Raw genomic sequence first — 14710 nt, 5'->3', positions numbered from 1 at the left:
CGTAATAAATAATTTTGGATTAAATGTGATGTACTCAATGAATCAAGCAAAGACGTTAGCTGGAGTAGTAACGTCGCAAACAAATAATGAAGCATCGTTTTCTGAAGAAGTAGAAAATAATATTTCAAATTCTACACTATCTGTTAAGGAGAGAATTGAATTGTTTGAAAAAGGTACGAAGCAAGAACCTGACCTGAACACTGAATGCAAACTAGCTTCTTTAAATGTGATTAGCAATAGTAGCGATAGCAGTATTACAGCAAAAATAGACGAAGCAGGTGCTGATTTTTCAGTGAGTTGTTCTTCTTTAGTGTTGGATGATGGTAAAGACATAGAGGACGAATTTAATGCAGTTTGTGAGGCAAATGGAATAAGATATAACGGTGGGTATTCTCCTGATCAGTTTAATGTGGCATTCAGCACATCTTCCAACTATCAAACATATAACACAATAGATGTGCATGAAGAGGATAGAAAATCATGGGATAAGTCAAAGTCATTTCCTAAAATCGTACGGCAGGACAATAGTAGGAGTGTGGCTCCACCTTCACCTAGAACAGCAGAAAATCATCAGTTGAGTATTATTCAGAATATTGCACCACCAAAGCTACCACATTCTTCTTTCCAATTAAATGGAGAAAAATGTGATGAGCAAGAAGCTATAGGAGAACCTATGTATGCAACTATAGACAAAAGTAAAAAATTCTTGAAAAGAGGTTTAGATGGTGAAATAAACGATCAAAGTCCGGAGATGGAAAAGTCAAATTCTGAAGAAACACCAATTAAGAAAGGATCAGAAGATATAATTGATGAACCTAGAGATCTGAATACAAAATTTTTAAAAAATAGTTTGGAAGGAAGTGATAGTGGAATAGACAATAGAAGTGCAGAGATGACAAGATCAAACTCTCAAGTAACAGAAATGAGTGAGTCTTGTGGTGTTCAAGGATGTGAGGATATATCATTAAATCATGATAGTATAGTTACACTTTCAACTAGCTCACCAGAAAAAAATGATAATGAAGAAACTCCGTTAATTAAAAAAGAAAAGAAAACAAATAGAGTTTTGCCAAGAGTAAAATATGCAGTGCAGCAGAAGGAATTTCTAATTTTCGGTGTAACTGTGATTTTACTTAGCGCATCTGCAGGTGTACAAGACAAAGCAAAATTTGTCACGTTTTTTGCAAACAGCCCTCTCTACATTACTATGCCGATGATAGCGATTACTTCATTGCTTGCAATTAGCACAATATTTTGTGGAATAAAGCAATTTAGAGATACTGAAGAGTGTCAAATAGGGGGAAAGAATGCGAATGAAACTTTGAATCAGGTGCTAAAGTATCAACCAAAAGATAAAGTAATAAAATCAGTCAAACTGGAATACAGCAATGGTACTCATTCACATTTTACACTTAACGCTTGGAAAGGTAAGAACAACTTCATTAATATTGACGACAAAGTCATTAGTAGAAGAAATAAAGTAGAATCAGTAATCAAAGATAGGCCATTATTTACAGCATTATTAAGCAGTTTGGTTGCTGCAAATATAGTATTGCCTTTATTACTGTATGTAGAAGGTGGTATTAGTAGTGTACAGAAGTTTTACCAGAACGCTTTGATTAATAACGTAGGGCTATCACTACTTGTAGGCTCAAGTATACTTGTACTATCATTGATATTCCTTGGAGTACATTATTACAGAAAAACAAATTGCACAAATCTTGTATATTGTGAGGAAAGAATTGAACCAGAAAAAGTTAATGGAAAGTTCATTGAGGAAATAAAGGAAGCAAGGACAAAAGTGCTTGAAGAAAACCATAGTAAAGATGCTAAATGCAGCAGTTTAACGCTAGAGCAAGTAGTGGTTGAATCTCATAACTACAAAGATGTAATTTATAGTATTAGTTGAAAATAGCCAAATTTCACTATATAAAAAGAAAGCAGCTATAAACCGGAGTACTTCGCTTTATGTTAGTAAAATATCTCTAAAACATTGGCAAGTATAAACTGACCTTACCCAGGAAAAGTGGAGAGAAAGTTGAGACGTTTTTATAGTAAAAAATGTTTTCATAAAGAGGTGCAATATGACAAATGGAAGAGAGTATACAGCAGAGTTCAAAGAAGAAGCTGTAAAACTTTTCAGAGAAAGGGGAGAAACAATTTCACAAATAGCAAGGGATCTAGGTATAAATCCCGGTATATTAGGTAAGTGGATAAAGAAGTATAACGAGAAAAAGTCAGCAGTAAATGCATTTCCGGGCAGGGGTAACGTAGCGCCTTATGATAAAGAGAGATTTGACTTAAAGAGAGAGTTAGCAAGAGTAACAAGGGAAAGAGACATTTAAAAAAAAGCCCTGGGATATTTTGCCAGTCAAAAAGAGTAAAATATCTTTTTATAAAAGAGCATAGCAATTGCTATAAAGTACAAGAATTATGTAGAATTTCTGGTGTATCTGCTAGTGGTTATTACAAATGGCTTGCTAAAAAAATAAGCAATAGGGAATTGGCAAAAAAAGATCTATTAGCAGATATTCAAAAAATACATCAAGTTTCTAAATGCAGATATGGTGCCCCTAAAATTCATGCTGAATTGAAAGCTTTAGATAAAAATTACAACATCAAAACAGTGCAAAATGTTATGAAAGAAAATGGCATTAAGGCTATACTTAAAAGAAAATTTAAAACCAAGAAACGGCAAACTGACAATAGAGTCATAGTTCCCAATATATTAGATCAAAATTTTATTACCGATCAACCAAATAAAGTGTGGGTGACTGATATTACTTATATAAGAACCAAGAAAGGATGGCTATATTTGGCAGTAGTAATCGATCTATATTCACGTATGGTAGTTGGCTGGTCGATGAGTAGCTCAATAAATAAACAGTTGGTTATTGACTCTTTGTTAATGGCCATTTACAAGCGTAACCATCCCAAGAATCTACTATTACATAGCGATCAAGGTTCACAATATACTTCAAAAAATTACCAAAATCTACTAGCTATAAAGAACATAGTTCCTAGCATGAGTCACAAAGGCTATTGTTACGACAATTCCGTTGTAGAAAGTTTCTTTAGTTCTCTGAAAAGAGAGTTATTAATAAATACTGCTAAGTACTCCAAACAGTCTATTAAAACTGCTATATTTGAATATATAGAAATTTTTTATAACAAACAACGCAGACATTCTACTATTAACTATTGCATCCCTGAGCTTTTTGATTCATCATTCTCTTTGTAAAAACATTCCCAACTTTCTCTCCACTTTTCCTGGGTAAGGTCAAGAGCTGAGTGCCAAAATTAATATAGGTACAAGACGTGTGCAACAAATTTTAAGGCTGAATTATTTAGCACCAAAGATTAAAGAAGATATAGTAAATGGGAGGCAACCAAGGAGTTTGAGGTTAGCTGATTTGAAGGAAATACCGATGTTGTGGAGTGAGCAATTGAAGAAATTCCATGGTCTTAATTTATAAAAGCAACAGTATGCGCCAGAAAACTGACACTTTAAAAATTTTGGTAAATCAGTTAAAAACTTAATTATATAATGAAAATAGTAAAGATCTTTAATTCGTGTGTAAAAAAGCTAAAATAGAAATCACTGTGCAAGACAAAACCCTTCTAATAAACTTTCTTCCAAATCATATTTTGATAGTAAATCTGGCAAAGAAAATACTACAGGTGAAAAAGAAAAACCGCTAATGCTACAAAGTCTGGCTGGTAGCCTGCTATTGGTAGATGGAATTTACTGTTCTTACTATATACAACGACTTACTGTTTCTTTGAAACTTGAAACTCCTATTATTTTGTCAAGCTTTGTCAAAGGCGTTTTTTCATTAGATTGACTTATTGATTCAGAATGCATTAATTTTCCAGATCTTTCAAAATATCCTCGCTTAATAGCATAGTAGACCCAATACTCACCGAGCCCGCAATCATTGCCTAACTCTTCTTCGCGACCTTTGAATTTTTCTAATATTTCCTCTCTATTACTCACTTCTACTATAATTTTGCTTTTATCTTGTACGTCAGGATACAGTCTAACGTCTATATTTCCCAAACTGGTATAGAAAGTTAATACTATACTGCTGCCTTCTGTAAGATCTGTGTAATACCTTATGCCGTTTTCGGTTATAATTTCCACCTCACTTTTGCCAATTTTTATTATATCCCTTCTATATGATTCCTGAATTAGTTCCAGATTTCTTGTTCTATCTGTGATTCTTGCGACATCTATTATACTATCCTCTGAGTATTCTAAGTAAGATACATTATTATCGATTTTTCCATCATATAGTTGACCGCTGGTAGCAGCCTTTGCAATTCTAAAAATTCCTCAGTATTACTAACATACTCTAAATGAGCACTGATCATATTAGCCTTATGAGCTTTGAACTTTAATTCTATTGTATCAATGACTTTTAAACTTTCTAACCTTTTTAACTTTGCTCCTCTTGATATTAATGTACATACTATATTACTAGCAATTTCATAATTTTCTCCTAGTTGAACAATTTTTTCTAGTATTTCATCTGTGCAATAATACTCTTCATCCTTAGTCAGATTTAGTCTTATTCCAGAAGATATGACTTCATTTACAACTTCTTGTAATTCAATCATGCTTTTAGCTTTTACTACCTTACTTAAAAACTCATTGCGTTTAGCAAGGTAATTTATTTGATAAATCTCTGATAAAAAACTATCGCATTTTTCATAATTGTCTTGTTTTTTACCTATAAAATCAGCTGCTCCTGCTTTTAAGAGCAAGGCTTTTACATTAGGAAATTGACGAGATGGCGAATCAAGAAGTACTGAACTATCATCCTTAACATTTAAAACTATCTTTAAGTCGTTGTCATTTTCATATTGATTTAAAAACTTTCTTAGATTTTCAACCTCTGGATCATAAGCATTATCCCAATCTTCATCAGAACTTGTAGCGAGAAGCATTTTACCTAGTTGCTCTCTTAATTTTTTTTGACTATTAGTTAATAAACATCCTATAATGTTGTCATTATCAATTGCAACTTGCAGTGGAGTTTTTCCATCGTTATTTTTTATGCTTAAATCAGCTCCTTTGCTTATGAGCAAATCCATAGTTTTTCTGCTTTGATCACTACACTTAGCAGCATAATAGTGTAAAGGTGTGTTACCTTTTTCATCTTGTATATTTGGATCAGCTTTTGCATCTAAGAGATACCCAAGATCTTCATATCCACTAGAATAAATAGCAGTATCATGCAAAAGTGTTTTACCTTTATTATCCTGCATATTTAGATCAGCACCAGCTTTGAGAAGAGAAGGAATAACTTCGTCGTATTCGAGAAACACGTTCAATATTGTTGTTCCTAGATGTCCTCTTTTTAGATTAAGAACGTGCCTAAGGTCTTCATTTTTCTCATTACTTTCTAAAAAGTGCTTAAGATTTGAAAATGAGTAATAATTCTTCAGATTGAAATCTTTTAGAATACTATTTAGTAATGCTTGATTTAGCTTTTTTTGACTCTCTTCCAGTTTTAAGTTAGGTGAATGAATAAACCACTCGTCTACTAGATCTTCCAGATACTTTTTATCATCTATCAAACTTCTATCAGCCCAAAGTAAACCTTCCTTAATGAATTCATAATAACTATCTACTGGTGATTCAGTTGTTTCTGTTTCCGGATTACCTATTTCTGAATACTCTTGCCTAGTACTCAACTCTGATTCTATCCTTTGGTCAAAAGAATCATAACCTTTATCTAGTAATTCATCTTCTTTGTAAATTTCTTTCTGATTATACCCACTTTTATCATAGCCATTCTCCTTCTGATTGAATCTGTCTACCTTAATATTTGACTCACTTAGCTCATCCAATAATGACCTTTTTTGCTGAAGATATAGAAGCTTAGATTTTAAATCATCATTTTCTTTTTGTAATATACTCAACTCTCTAATCAAATTCTGATTTTCTAATGTCTTTTTATTTAGATAACTTCTTAGGTGTTCAATTTCTGATAAATCCTTATTACCATCTGAGAATTCCTTTGTAAAATTCTCTACTAAATCTTCCAACTGCTTTTTCTTCTTTTTTAACTGATTCATTAAAACCTCATCTTGATCTAAATCTTTGTTTAGCTTTTCATTTGCTGTATTCATGAAATAAATTTCATCTTTTTTATCTTTTAGTTCCTGATTTAAGAGATGAATCTGAAAATTCCTAATTTGTAGTTCTGCATCTAATTTCTTTACCTGTTGTTTTAATTCTTCATTTTCTTCTTGGACTTTATATATTTCGTTTTGCAATTTTTCCATTTTGACTTCACTATCTTTAATTTTCCTTTCTATGATTTGCTTTTCCTTGGTAAGTAAACTTACTTCTTCATCGTACTCTTGCGCTATTTCCTGATAGTGTTTCTGTGAATCTATACTCCTTTTAAGATCACAATTTTCTTGTAGTAGCTTTTCTCTCTCACTTTCTAAACTATCTATTGCTTGACTTTTTTCATTGATAACCTCAGATACTTCTTCGGGCAAACCTTCAAATTCACAAGATAGAGTATTTTTAAAACCATTACTGCCAAATAAGCTATGTTGTACTACCTGCTTTGAATTAAACATACCTATACCCCCTACTAAAACAAACATATGATATATTATACGTACTATATGTCATAGGTACAACTGATTTAAGCATAATCTATTAACTCATTTATATTTTGAATTCTTAGGAATAGATTTATATGCAAAATATTATGATACGGTTAAAGCAATGCGCAGTCTTTTTGGAAGAATAACTTTAGTGAAAGTATAGAGTCGATTATTTATAATATACAGCTTGCACGTAAGCATAACCAAAAATTGATAGGCTACCTACTTTATGGCTTGCTAACTATAGCTCTTTCTGAAATAATCCGAGCAGATTATAATAATACAATCCTTGCTTACAATAGCTATAAAGATGTTTTCATCTCCGTTCAGATCATTATTATAAGAAGTGCTATAGGATCCAAAACCTGCATTGTAAAGTGAATGTAAGAAATAAAAGGACATTACTAAATAAGTAACATCCTTTTGAAGAAGATGAATTGTTTACTTCCCATTTATTTTTGAAGCTTGATGTTCCAAATCAATGTCACCAGTTATTTCTGAAGAAGGTCCCACCAATTTCTCCAAAGAACCTGTATTTCTTAAATTAGCTTGGGTTTTTAATTTGCCATTTTTCTCAGTGAATATTACATGTTGTGGAGAAGAATTGGGTGAATTGAATCCACTATCAGAACCACTACGGTAAATAAAAGAACTGCTTTTAGATGCAATACTGTCATCCATATCACTCAACTTACTACTAGTACTTAAGTAGCTACTATCAGGACCTAAGCTACTATCAGAATTACTACGAATTGGAGCTCTACTATCAAGACTTTGTTTTGCAATAGGATGATTGAAAACATCTTCACTTAGAGAATTTTGTAGCAATGAGTACTTAAGCTTATTTAAATTAGTTAGTGAGGCACTTATAGTTGGTAATTCTGAAGTGAATGCATCATTAGTAAGGTTACCAGTGCTATTACGTCGCGTTGCTCCTGTTCTACCTTCAGTTGTTGCAGCTGGTGTTGCACCTAAAATTTGATATTTAACATTAGTATCTTTTGTTGCTTCTTTGCTTTCACCATACTTTCTTGCTACTTTATTAAGGTTCTCTATGGAGTTAGAGAGTTTATGCTCTATTTTACATTCTCCTATAATTCTCTTAAATTCATCATGATATTCAGAGAAAATTTCATAGAGATTGTTATCATTTTGAGCCAATAAATTTTGCAACTTCTTATCGTCCAGTTTATTGACAAAATCTGCTTGCTGTTTCAATTCATTGATTAACTGGTCCTTTTTGAAACTTTGTTGACCATTAATAGAATAAGCTTTTTCCAATATTTTTTCCTTCAATTGGGAGAATATTTCCTTAGTTAAAGCAGATTTATTTACAGTCTTATCTTTCAAAATTTCATTAACAAGCATCTCCTTCACACTATTGAAGTTTTTCGTTTTTTCTTCTGTTTTTAAAACAACAGTTTGATCTTCATTGTCTATTGAATATGGGATGCCATCTAAACTAGATACGCTTGCACCACTATTACTCATCTTTCTCCCAAGTTTTTGAACGCTATTCCCCATTGTTTTTAATGCAGAACTAGTTCCTTCTCTTGTTGCCTGTCCTACAGAACTTGCAGCTTCTTTCAGCGAATTCTTAGCGTACATAGCACCATCTTTAATTTTCTCGCCAATATGCTTCGCCCCTTCAACCGTTTTTTCAGATGACCATTTGAGACCCTTATATCCAGATTGAACTGCTTTTATAGCAACTTTTACAGCAAAATATAAAGTAAGACCAACTATAGCACCTGGTATGGCAAGTATTGTACCAACCACCAAAAGTGGTAGCATTGCTGTAAATAACCCACTTGCTGCACCTATTACAAGAGCCTTATCTCCTTGTTTCATTCGAGAGAATTCTGTATCTCCTTTTAACAGGTCAGTGATTCTTTCCTTTAGCTTTTTGTGATTATTAACAATCTCTACATTTGATTGATCTTCAATAATTTTATTTAGACCAAGATCATTTTCTTGTTGAGTTGTAATATAATCTGAATTTGTTTGATTGGATAACATTTTTAACCTCACTATTAATCAAATATATTAGATTGTACATCTTTGATTATTAAGTTAGTATTAATTTAATTGCTAGTATTGATATATCTTAAAACAATTTGGCTTGACATGATTTTTAGGACTTTAGAAACTGAGATTTATGACTCTTGAGCGTAATAAGTGTAAATGTCTCAAGAGACTTTGTCAACGTAAATGCACAGCTGATAAGGCTATATACAAAATGTCAGTGAGTTATTCTAAGAATAGTATCAAATCAAGAACAATATTGGAATATAAGAGTAATTATGCTATTCATTAGAAATGATTTTGTTAAAGAGTGATTGTGCAAAAAAGTGAGAATTTGACTGAGGATAAAAAATTAGCATCTGATATTCTACAAGAAGTTGCAGATACTGGTAATACTAATAGTGATAAAGTGACGTTGTTTGAAATTAAAACAGCTCTACAAGAATGTGGTTTTGGTATTTTAATAATTATTTTCTCCTTGCCACTGTCTGTACCCATACCAGTTCCACTTGGCTATACAACTATACTTTCCATACCTTTAATCTTACTCCATCTATAATAAATTAAGCCTCGAACTAGAAGCCTGCTATTATTTACTTTACATCAATTTTCTTAATGTGTTTCTCTGACTTAGGTATGGTTACATGCAATACCCCATCTGAGAAATTAGCAGATACCTTATCTTGCTCTACATTTACTGGAAGCTGAATAGACCTATAGAAAGAGCCATAGTATCTTTCTCGATGATAAAATTGCTTATCTTTTGACTCATTATCACACGTCTTTTCACCCTTCACTATTAAGCTATCGCCAGATATACTAATGTCTATGCTTTCTTTGGAAATACCAGGTAACTCTAGTGACAGACAATAGCTTTCATTTGTTTCATAAAAATCGCAAGCTGGTCTACCTCTTCTGGAAAGCTCTGAGTCCCATCCTGTAAAGAAGCTATCAAATATGTTATCAACAGCTCTTTGTAATCCTCTTACACCATCACGGTTATTGTTTTTATTTAAATGAACTATATTACTCACGTTGTACCTCCTTTTACTAATATATGCATTACATAATAATTCCACTTACTAATTTCAATCCTAAATCTAAAGTTTGTTAGATATGAAAAGCTGTCTTACTATAGACCTGCTGCGAATCAAGCGATAAAAAAAAGGAAAGGAGGGTGACTAAAATCAAGGTTAACTAAAAGGCGTGCTTAAGATTTACAATACCAGCAATAATATTGAACCTCAGGTTATATTTTTTCTGAAAATTGCGATAAACATTCGACATAATCTTAAATATCTTTATCTCTCGGATCTTGTTTTCTACTCTCATTCTAAATGATGCTAATCTTCTATTATGCTCTGGAGTTAATGGCTTTTTACGATACTTTTTATATGGAATTATAACATTGCTTTGCAATTTTTGCCAACCTTGATATCCAGAATCGGCATGTTTTATGCTATCAAGTGGTAAATATTTTTCTTGTTTCCTTATGCGGAAATCACTAATTCTACCACGGTATGACTTTGACACTGATAAAATTCTTCCTCCTTCTTCGATAATAATCTCAGTTTTCATAGTGTTGGTTCTTTTTTTTCCTGAATATGATTTCTTCCGTTTTTTACTATCTTCTGGTCTCTGTATTTGCTGTTCTGTAACATCAGCCAAAATCTTCAGTATTTTTTCTGGCGTCATACTTCTATCTTTTGTTATAGTCACTTTTTTGGCGAGTAATGGCTCTATTCTCTTAAGTAACCTACATACATTTGCGTTGTGTACATTGAATAGGCATCCTAAAAATCTATGTGTTATGTAAGTGCGATAGTACAAAATTACGCAAAACAACTTATTTTAAAGGAGTAAACAACTCAATTCTTTATAACACTAATTACTATGGTGCTTTCATTAGACCTGCTGCAAAAGAAAAGTTGTTGTTTGTATGGTAGTCTATTTTCAAAAAAAATCTGATTTTAAAGTACATTACAGAAGCAAAATATGATACCTTGGTCAATTTTAACCCTTAAAAAATACTCCATTTTTGTTTTGCAGCAAGTCTATTAAAGTTATCCTTTCAAAAAGAAAGATTGTGCATTATAAATCTGTTTTGATGGTATTATAACATTTTGCACATAAACCTATCCCGTAAAAACTCATAATATTAATAAGTAAAAAAATTGTGTTCAAATGTTTATTTTAGTAGAGTATTAGGTATGCTTTGTTCAAAGCAGGTAGTATACTGATACTTATTTGGTAGTAATGGCCTTAAAGGCACTTCATCTTGTAAATTTGAATATTTTCCTAAAGAAGTACTTGAGATTAGTAATGAAGAAAATCAAATTAGAGCATAGACAACAATATTTGCTTCAGTTATACTGGAGGCTTAATTGCACTATGAGGTGATATGGATACGTACAGAGGCTTTAAATTCTCTTTTGAATATGGAATTCAGCCAAACTATGAGCCTAAAGGTAAACTTGAGGCTGAAGTAATTAAAATTTTGCCTAATAAGCATACATTTAATGTTTGTGGGAGCGACTTAAAAGTGGAAGTTTTTTACAAACACTTAAGAGGATTGAAGGAACGCGTACATCTTAATGCCTTAGGGTGCTGCGATGACAACAGGTTAAGTGAAATTCAAAAAGTTATTGACGATACTTTTAAAAAGTGTAGTGAATATTATGATATCTCTAGCAATGAGCAAGCAAATTTTCGTATATTTATATTCGAAGATAAAAGTCAACTTTCAAAAATCTTCAAGGAACTTAATTGTTCTATAGCAGAATTAGGAAATTTTGCAGGTTTTACTACTGACACAAATCTTGACGGAGATGAGAGTTTATCAAATTCTGACGTGTTCCTTTGCAAGGAAAAGGGAGATGCTGGATGGTTTTTTAAGCACTATTTTTTTGATGAAGCACTCGATCGTGCAATTTCACGCGAGTTTACTCACTGTATACAATTTCTTAAAGGCACTCTCCCAACAATGCACTTGCCTTTTGTTGAAGGTTATGCAGAGTTTACTGCATGCGAGGCAGTGAGCAATGGAGTGAATGTAGATATCTGTGAAGAGCTTACAAAATGTGGTATTGAGGAAATAAAATCTAAAAATCTAAGTTTATATGATATATACTATGGCCATAGCAAAAGTCCGCAGCTGGATAGTCCTTGTGAAACTGGTACTGTGTTATTAAAGTTTTTAAGCGATGCGTATCCTGAAATAATTAGTGAATAAGTTAACTGTCTTACACATGCAGATTATAAACATCATCATGATCTGCACAACAGGATATGGGAAATTAGTGCAACTGAAGAATTTACAAAATGGCTAGATGATCAATACATACAGTATAGTTCTGTGAATAACATTATATAAATTCACTGACCTTACTTAAAAAGTAAAAGATCGATTATTGAGAAGGTTTTCGACTTCTTGAGAAATAGGTTTGAGATTGGACATACAAGACACGGATTATCAACAAATTTTCTAATTCATGTTTTTCTGTTCTGATTTTGTATTCCGTGCAGTCGAAAAAAACCTCTATTTCCGCGCTTTTCTTTGTTGGCTAATCCATAGTGGGGGGTAATGAAGATTTAACAAAAACTCAATCTTCTATTTAAAAAAATATCGCATCTTTCCCATTCAATCATAGCTTAAAAATTATAACTCATTCCAAGTTCAATCCCATGCGAAATTTCATGAAATTTGTAAAGCTTATAACCAGCAAAAATATTTGTTGTATCAGAAAGTGGAAGATTAATACCAGAACCTATTTGATAGGAAAAAAATTTTTCTACATTTATGCCAAGACCTTGCTCTACTGGTAGAGATATTTTGGTGCCACCTCCTACACCAAAAGTAATATAAGGGGTAATATCTGTACCTTCAATTTTATAATGATAATGAAGCTTTGCCATAAGTAGTACATCTAAAGCCATTTTATCTGCAATAACAAATTTGACTGTAGGGCCAACTGAAATTTTAACGTTATCTGTATAATGATAGCCAAGATCATAATTAAAACCACGCAAGCCATATAACGATTTAGAAGTATAGAACCTATCTCTAATCCAATCAACTCCAAAACATGGTGCTGACAAAGAAACAGCAGGCAATATAGCTACTAAAGTAAGTAATTTTTTCATTTTTACTATCCAAATATTGATACACGCATGTATACACATATAAACATTAAGGAAGTATTAAATAAACCATACGCGTCAAGTCAAGGAAAAAGATATGAAGGAGATAGAATAATAAGATACAAGTTCTCTCAGATGATCTTCCTGGCAGATGAGGGTTATTGAGAATTTATATATTAAATTAAGTATATAATGGATTGTACTGGTAAAATGTATATGATAGCATGCTCAAAGTCATATGAAGCTACAGTAGGAGAACACAACTCTCTAAAAAATATGAAAAATTATACTTGCATTGGCTTTTATTTATGCTAATTATTGTACATAATGTATTTATAGATTGAGGGAGTATGGTGTTAGAATATATCTCAAAGGATGAGCAGGTCTGTGTAAGTGGTGGGTTAGCTACTGAAGAACAGCATACGGAGCGTTTTGGTCAGCACACTCTTGAAGGAGGCACATCATCGTTAAGTCAAGAATAAACTGATGACTGGCATGAGTCCGTTGTTGAAGACGACAATACTGTTGTTGCAAGTTCTTTTATTCCAGAAAACTCAATTTTAATGGATTTAACAAATTTATTAACTGAGAGCGAAAAAGTTTCGATTGATGAATTTCATGAAAAGATGGAAAATATAATGAAAAAGTTTTACGAAAATAGATCAGAAAATTCTGCAAAGGTTATTCTGGAGAAGATGGAACTTTTAATAGATGAATATTTGAAAAAGAAAATAAAGCCAAATCTATGCTGTGATCAATATGAATGCACTGTGTCGAATTTTATATTAAAAAAAATAATTGACATTCCTGATGCTAGCAGTGTTATGCGTATAACGCCTACTACTAGGTCACGATATAAAGATAATGAAGAAGAGGTGGATGAGTGGGAAGAGGGTTTACAACCTTTATTTAATATTGTCAATAAGCTATTATTAGCAGGTGCAAAAATAGAGTCTGATCTTTACAATGATAGTATGATAGGTGAAATTATGTGGGAATGGGAAAATGATGAGCCTATTTTTATAGAGTGTAAAAAAATTAAGGACAAACTGAAAAGTATCGCATATGAAGGTTTAATAAATAGGAATGAACAAGTTCAAGATGATGATCTGACTTGTTCTTTTCAGGTAGCCACAAAACAGTATTGTTGAAGTTGCAAAGGTTATGAATAATAAGGTAACCGAAAATTTCAGTATAGAAAGTAGCATCTTATAGATCGGGAAAAGTATAATAAGAGTTGAAAGCATAGGAAGAAAAAGAAATTATACAGATGTCTTAGGAGGTAGCATTGAAATGTTCTTTATCACTGAAGTAGGCAAGATTAGTATTCATCTATGTCCTAGTGGTAAAGGTAGTAATATAATAGAAGTAAAGCTTGATGGAGAGAGCCAGGAGAAATTTGACAAATTAAAAGATCAATCAAGTCTAGGGGAAAGCTGCCTTTTAGGAGGAAAAAGTGTTCTACAAGCTATAAAAGATAAAGGTTTTGAAAGAAACGGTGGAATACTTATAGAGTTAGCTGAAGCTATTAAACAATCAGATTTTGTAGTAAAAGAATCAGGTGTTCCGTCTATTCTTATGAGGCCAGTCGATAGTTTAGAACAGCTAAAAGATGGAAGCTTCGAGAGAAATATTAGTGTGTTCATAAAGTCAACCAAAATTATAAAACAAAAGAAAGGTCTTTGGGGTAAAAAATTGATGTATTTTCAAAGCAAGACTCTTGGAGGTATTCAATAAACTATGTGCTCAAGGTTAGGGTGTTACTGTTCATATAAGGCAAATACAGCACTTAGTGATGTCGATAGTTAAGAATGGTGTTGATCCTGCTGTGAAGGGTTTAAATAGCTCAAGGTAATGAGAAACAGCAGGGGTACGAGATAGATGTTGTGTTAATAATTTAGATAGTATTCTCAAT

Annotated in this window: 11 protein-coding genes and 4 pseudogenes; 9 read left to right on the top strand and 6 right to left on the bottom strand. The window is 32.3% G+C overall.

The window, feature by feature from the left end; genetic code table 11:
- Positions 1-37 precede the first annotated feature (37 nt).
- The 4 genes and pseudogenes from MWH06_05600 (at position 38) to MWH06_05585 (ending at position 3476) form a co-directional block, all read left to right on the top strand.
- On the top strand, positions 38-1909 hold the full coding sequence (locus MWH06_05600) for a hypothetical protein (GenBank protein ID UPA54750.1): 1872 nt from the start codon (positions 38-40) through the stop codon (positions 1907-1909).
- 175 nt (positions 1910-2084) lie between these two features.
- Positions 2085-2345, top strand: a complete 261-nt coding sequence (locus tag MWH06_05595) for a transposase (GenBank protein UPA54749.1) — start codon at positions 2085-2087, stop codon at positions 2343-2345.
- A gap of 14 nt (positions 2346-2359) precedes the next feature.
- Positions 2360-3241 (top strand): IS3 family transposase, encoded by an 882-nt coding sequence (locus MWH06_05590; GenBank protein UPA55763.1) that lies wholly within the window; start codon positions 2360-2362, stop codon positions 3239-3241.
- Between the two features lie 40 nt (positions 3242-3281).
- Positions 3282-3476, top strand: a pseudogene (locus MWH06_05585) (recombinase family protein).
- A gap of 281 nt (positions 3477-3757) precedes the next feature.
- Here the strand turns inward: MWH06_05585 and MWH06_05580 are convergent.
- The 3 genes from MWH06_05580 to MWH06_05570 form a co-directional block, all read right to left on the bottom strand.
- The gene (locus MWH06_05580; protein UPA54748.1) at positions 3758-4144 is read right to left on the bottom strand and encodes a hypothetical protein; all 387 of its coding nucleotides are present in this window, start codon (positions 4142-4144) and stop codon (positions 3758-3760) included.
- 113 nt (positions 4145-4257) lie between these two features.
- Entirely contained in the window at positions 4258-6600 is a 2343-nt protein-coding gene (locus MWH06_05575; GenBank protein UPA54747.1) for an ankyrin repeat domain-containing protein, read from the bottom strand.
- A 471-nt stretch (positions 6601-7071) separates the two neighbouring features.
- On the bottom strand, positions 7072-8649 hold the full coding sequence (locus MWH06_05570) for a hypothetical protein (protein ID UPA54746.1): 1578 nt from the start codon (positions 8647-8649) through the stop codon (positions 7072-7074).
- Between the two features lie 322 nt (positions 8650-8971).
- Here MWH06_05570 and MWH06_05565 point away from each other — a divergent pair.
- Positions 8972-9202, top strand: a pseudogene (locus MWH06_05565) (exopolysaccharide biosynthesis protein).
- 46 nt (positions 9203-9248) lie between these two features.
- Here MWH06_05565 and MWH06_05560 read toward each other — a convergent pair.
- The gene (locus MWH06_05560; GenBank protein ID UPA54745.1) at positions 9249-9689 is read right to left on the bottom strand and encodes an Hsp20/alpha crystallin family protein; all 441 of its coding nucleotides are present in this window, start codon (positions 9687-9689) and stop codon (positions 9249-9251) included.
- Between the two features lie 163 nt (positions 9690-9852).
- A pseudogene (locus MWH06_05555) lies at positions 9853-10596 on the bottom strand (transposase).
- Between the two features lie 460 nt (positions 10597-11056).
- Between MWH06_05555 and MWH06_05550 the strand changes: the two are divergent.
- Together MWH06_05550 and MWH06_05545 are read left to right on the top strand one after the other, a co-directional pair.
- Complete coding sequence (locus MWH06_05550; GenBank protein ID UPA54744.1) at positions 11057-11887, top strand: hypothetical protein; 831 nt, start codon at positions 11057-11059, stop codon at positions 11885-11887.
- Between the two features lie 165 nt (positions 11888-12052).
- Positions 12053-12222, top strand: a pseudogene (locus tag MWH06_05545) (IS982 family transposase).
- An 84-nt stretch (positions 12223-12306) separates the two neighbouring features.
- Here MWH06_05545 and MWH06_05540 read toward each other — a convergent pair.
- Entirely contained in the window at positions 12307-12798 is a 492-nt protein-coding gene (locus MWH06_05540; protein ID UPA54743.1) for a P44/Msp2 family outer membrane protein, read from the bottom strand.
- Between the two features lie 560 nt (positions 12799-13358).
- Here MWH06_05540 and MWH06_05535 point away from each other — a divergent pair.
- A complete protein-coding gene (locus tag MWH06_05535) occupies positions 13359-13946 on the top strand; it encodes a hypothetical protein (protein UPA54742.1) in 588 nt (195 codons plus the stop codon).
- Between the two features lie 142 nt (positions 13947-14088).
- Positions 14089-14532, top strand: a complete 444-nt coding sequence (locus MWH06_05530; protein UPA54741.1) for a hypothetical protein — start codon at positions 14089-14091, stop codon at positions 14530-14532.
- Positions 14533-14710: the final 178 nt, after the last annotated feature.

Source organism: Wolbachia pipientis (assembly GCA_023052945.1).
GTDB lineage: Bacteria > Pseudomonadota > Alphaproteobacteria > Rickettsiales > Anaplasmataceae > Wolbachia.
Note: the sequence above shows the minus strand (reverse complement) of the source record. Positions and strands in the feature narration are given on the sequence as shown.

What these genes read in the sequence shown, in the direction of transcription:
- MWH06_05600 (UPA54750.1), top strand. Translation starts at nt 38, where the DNA reads ATGAATCAAGCAAAGACGTTAGCTGGAGTAGTAACGTCGCAAACAAAT.
- MWH06_05595 (UPA54749.1), top strand. Translation starts at nt 2,085, where the DNA reads ATGACAAATGGAAGAGAGTATACAGCAGAGTTCAAAGAAGAAGCTGTA.
- MWH06_05575 (UPA54747.1), bottom strand. Translation starts at nt 6,600, where the DNA reads ATGTTTAATTCAAAGCAGGTAGTACAACATAGCTTATTTGGCAGTAAT.
- MWH06_05570 (UPA54746.1), bottom strand. Translation starts at nt 8,649, where the DNA reads ATGTTATCCAATCAAACAAATTCAGATTATATTACAACTCAACAAGAA.
- MWH06_05550 (UPA54744.1), top strand. Translation starts at nt 11,057, where the DNA reads ATGGATACGTACAGAGGCTTTAAATTCTCTTTTGAATATGGAATTCAG.
- MWH06_05540 (UPA54743.1), bottom strand. Translation starts at nt 12,798, where the DNA reads ATGAAAAAATTACTTACTTTAGTAGCTATATTGCCTGCTGTTTCTTTG.
- MWH06_05535 (UPA54742.1), top strand. Translation starts at nt 13,359, where the DNA reads ATGGATTTAACAAATTTATTAACTGAGAGCGAAAAAGTTTCGATTGAT.
- MWH06_05530 (UPA54741.1), top strand. Translation starts at nt 14,089, where the DNA reads ATGTTCTTTATCACTGAAGTAGGCAAGATTAGTATTCATCTATGTCCT.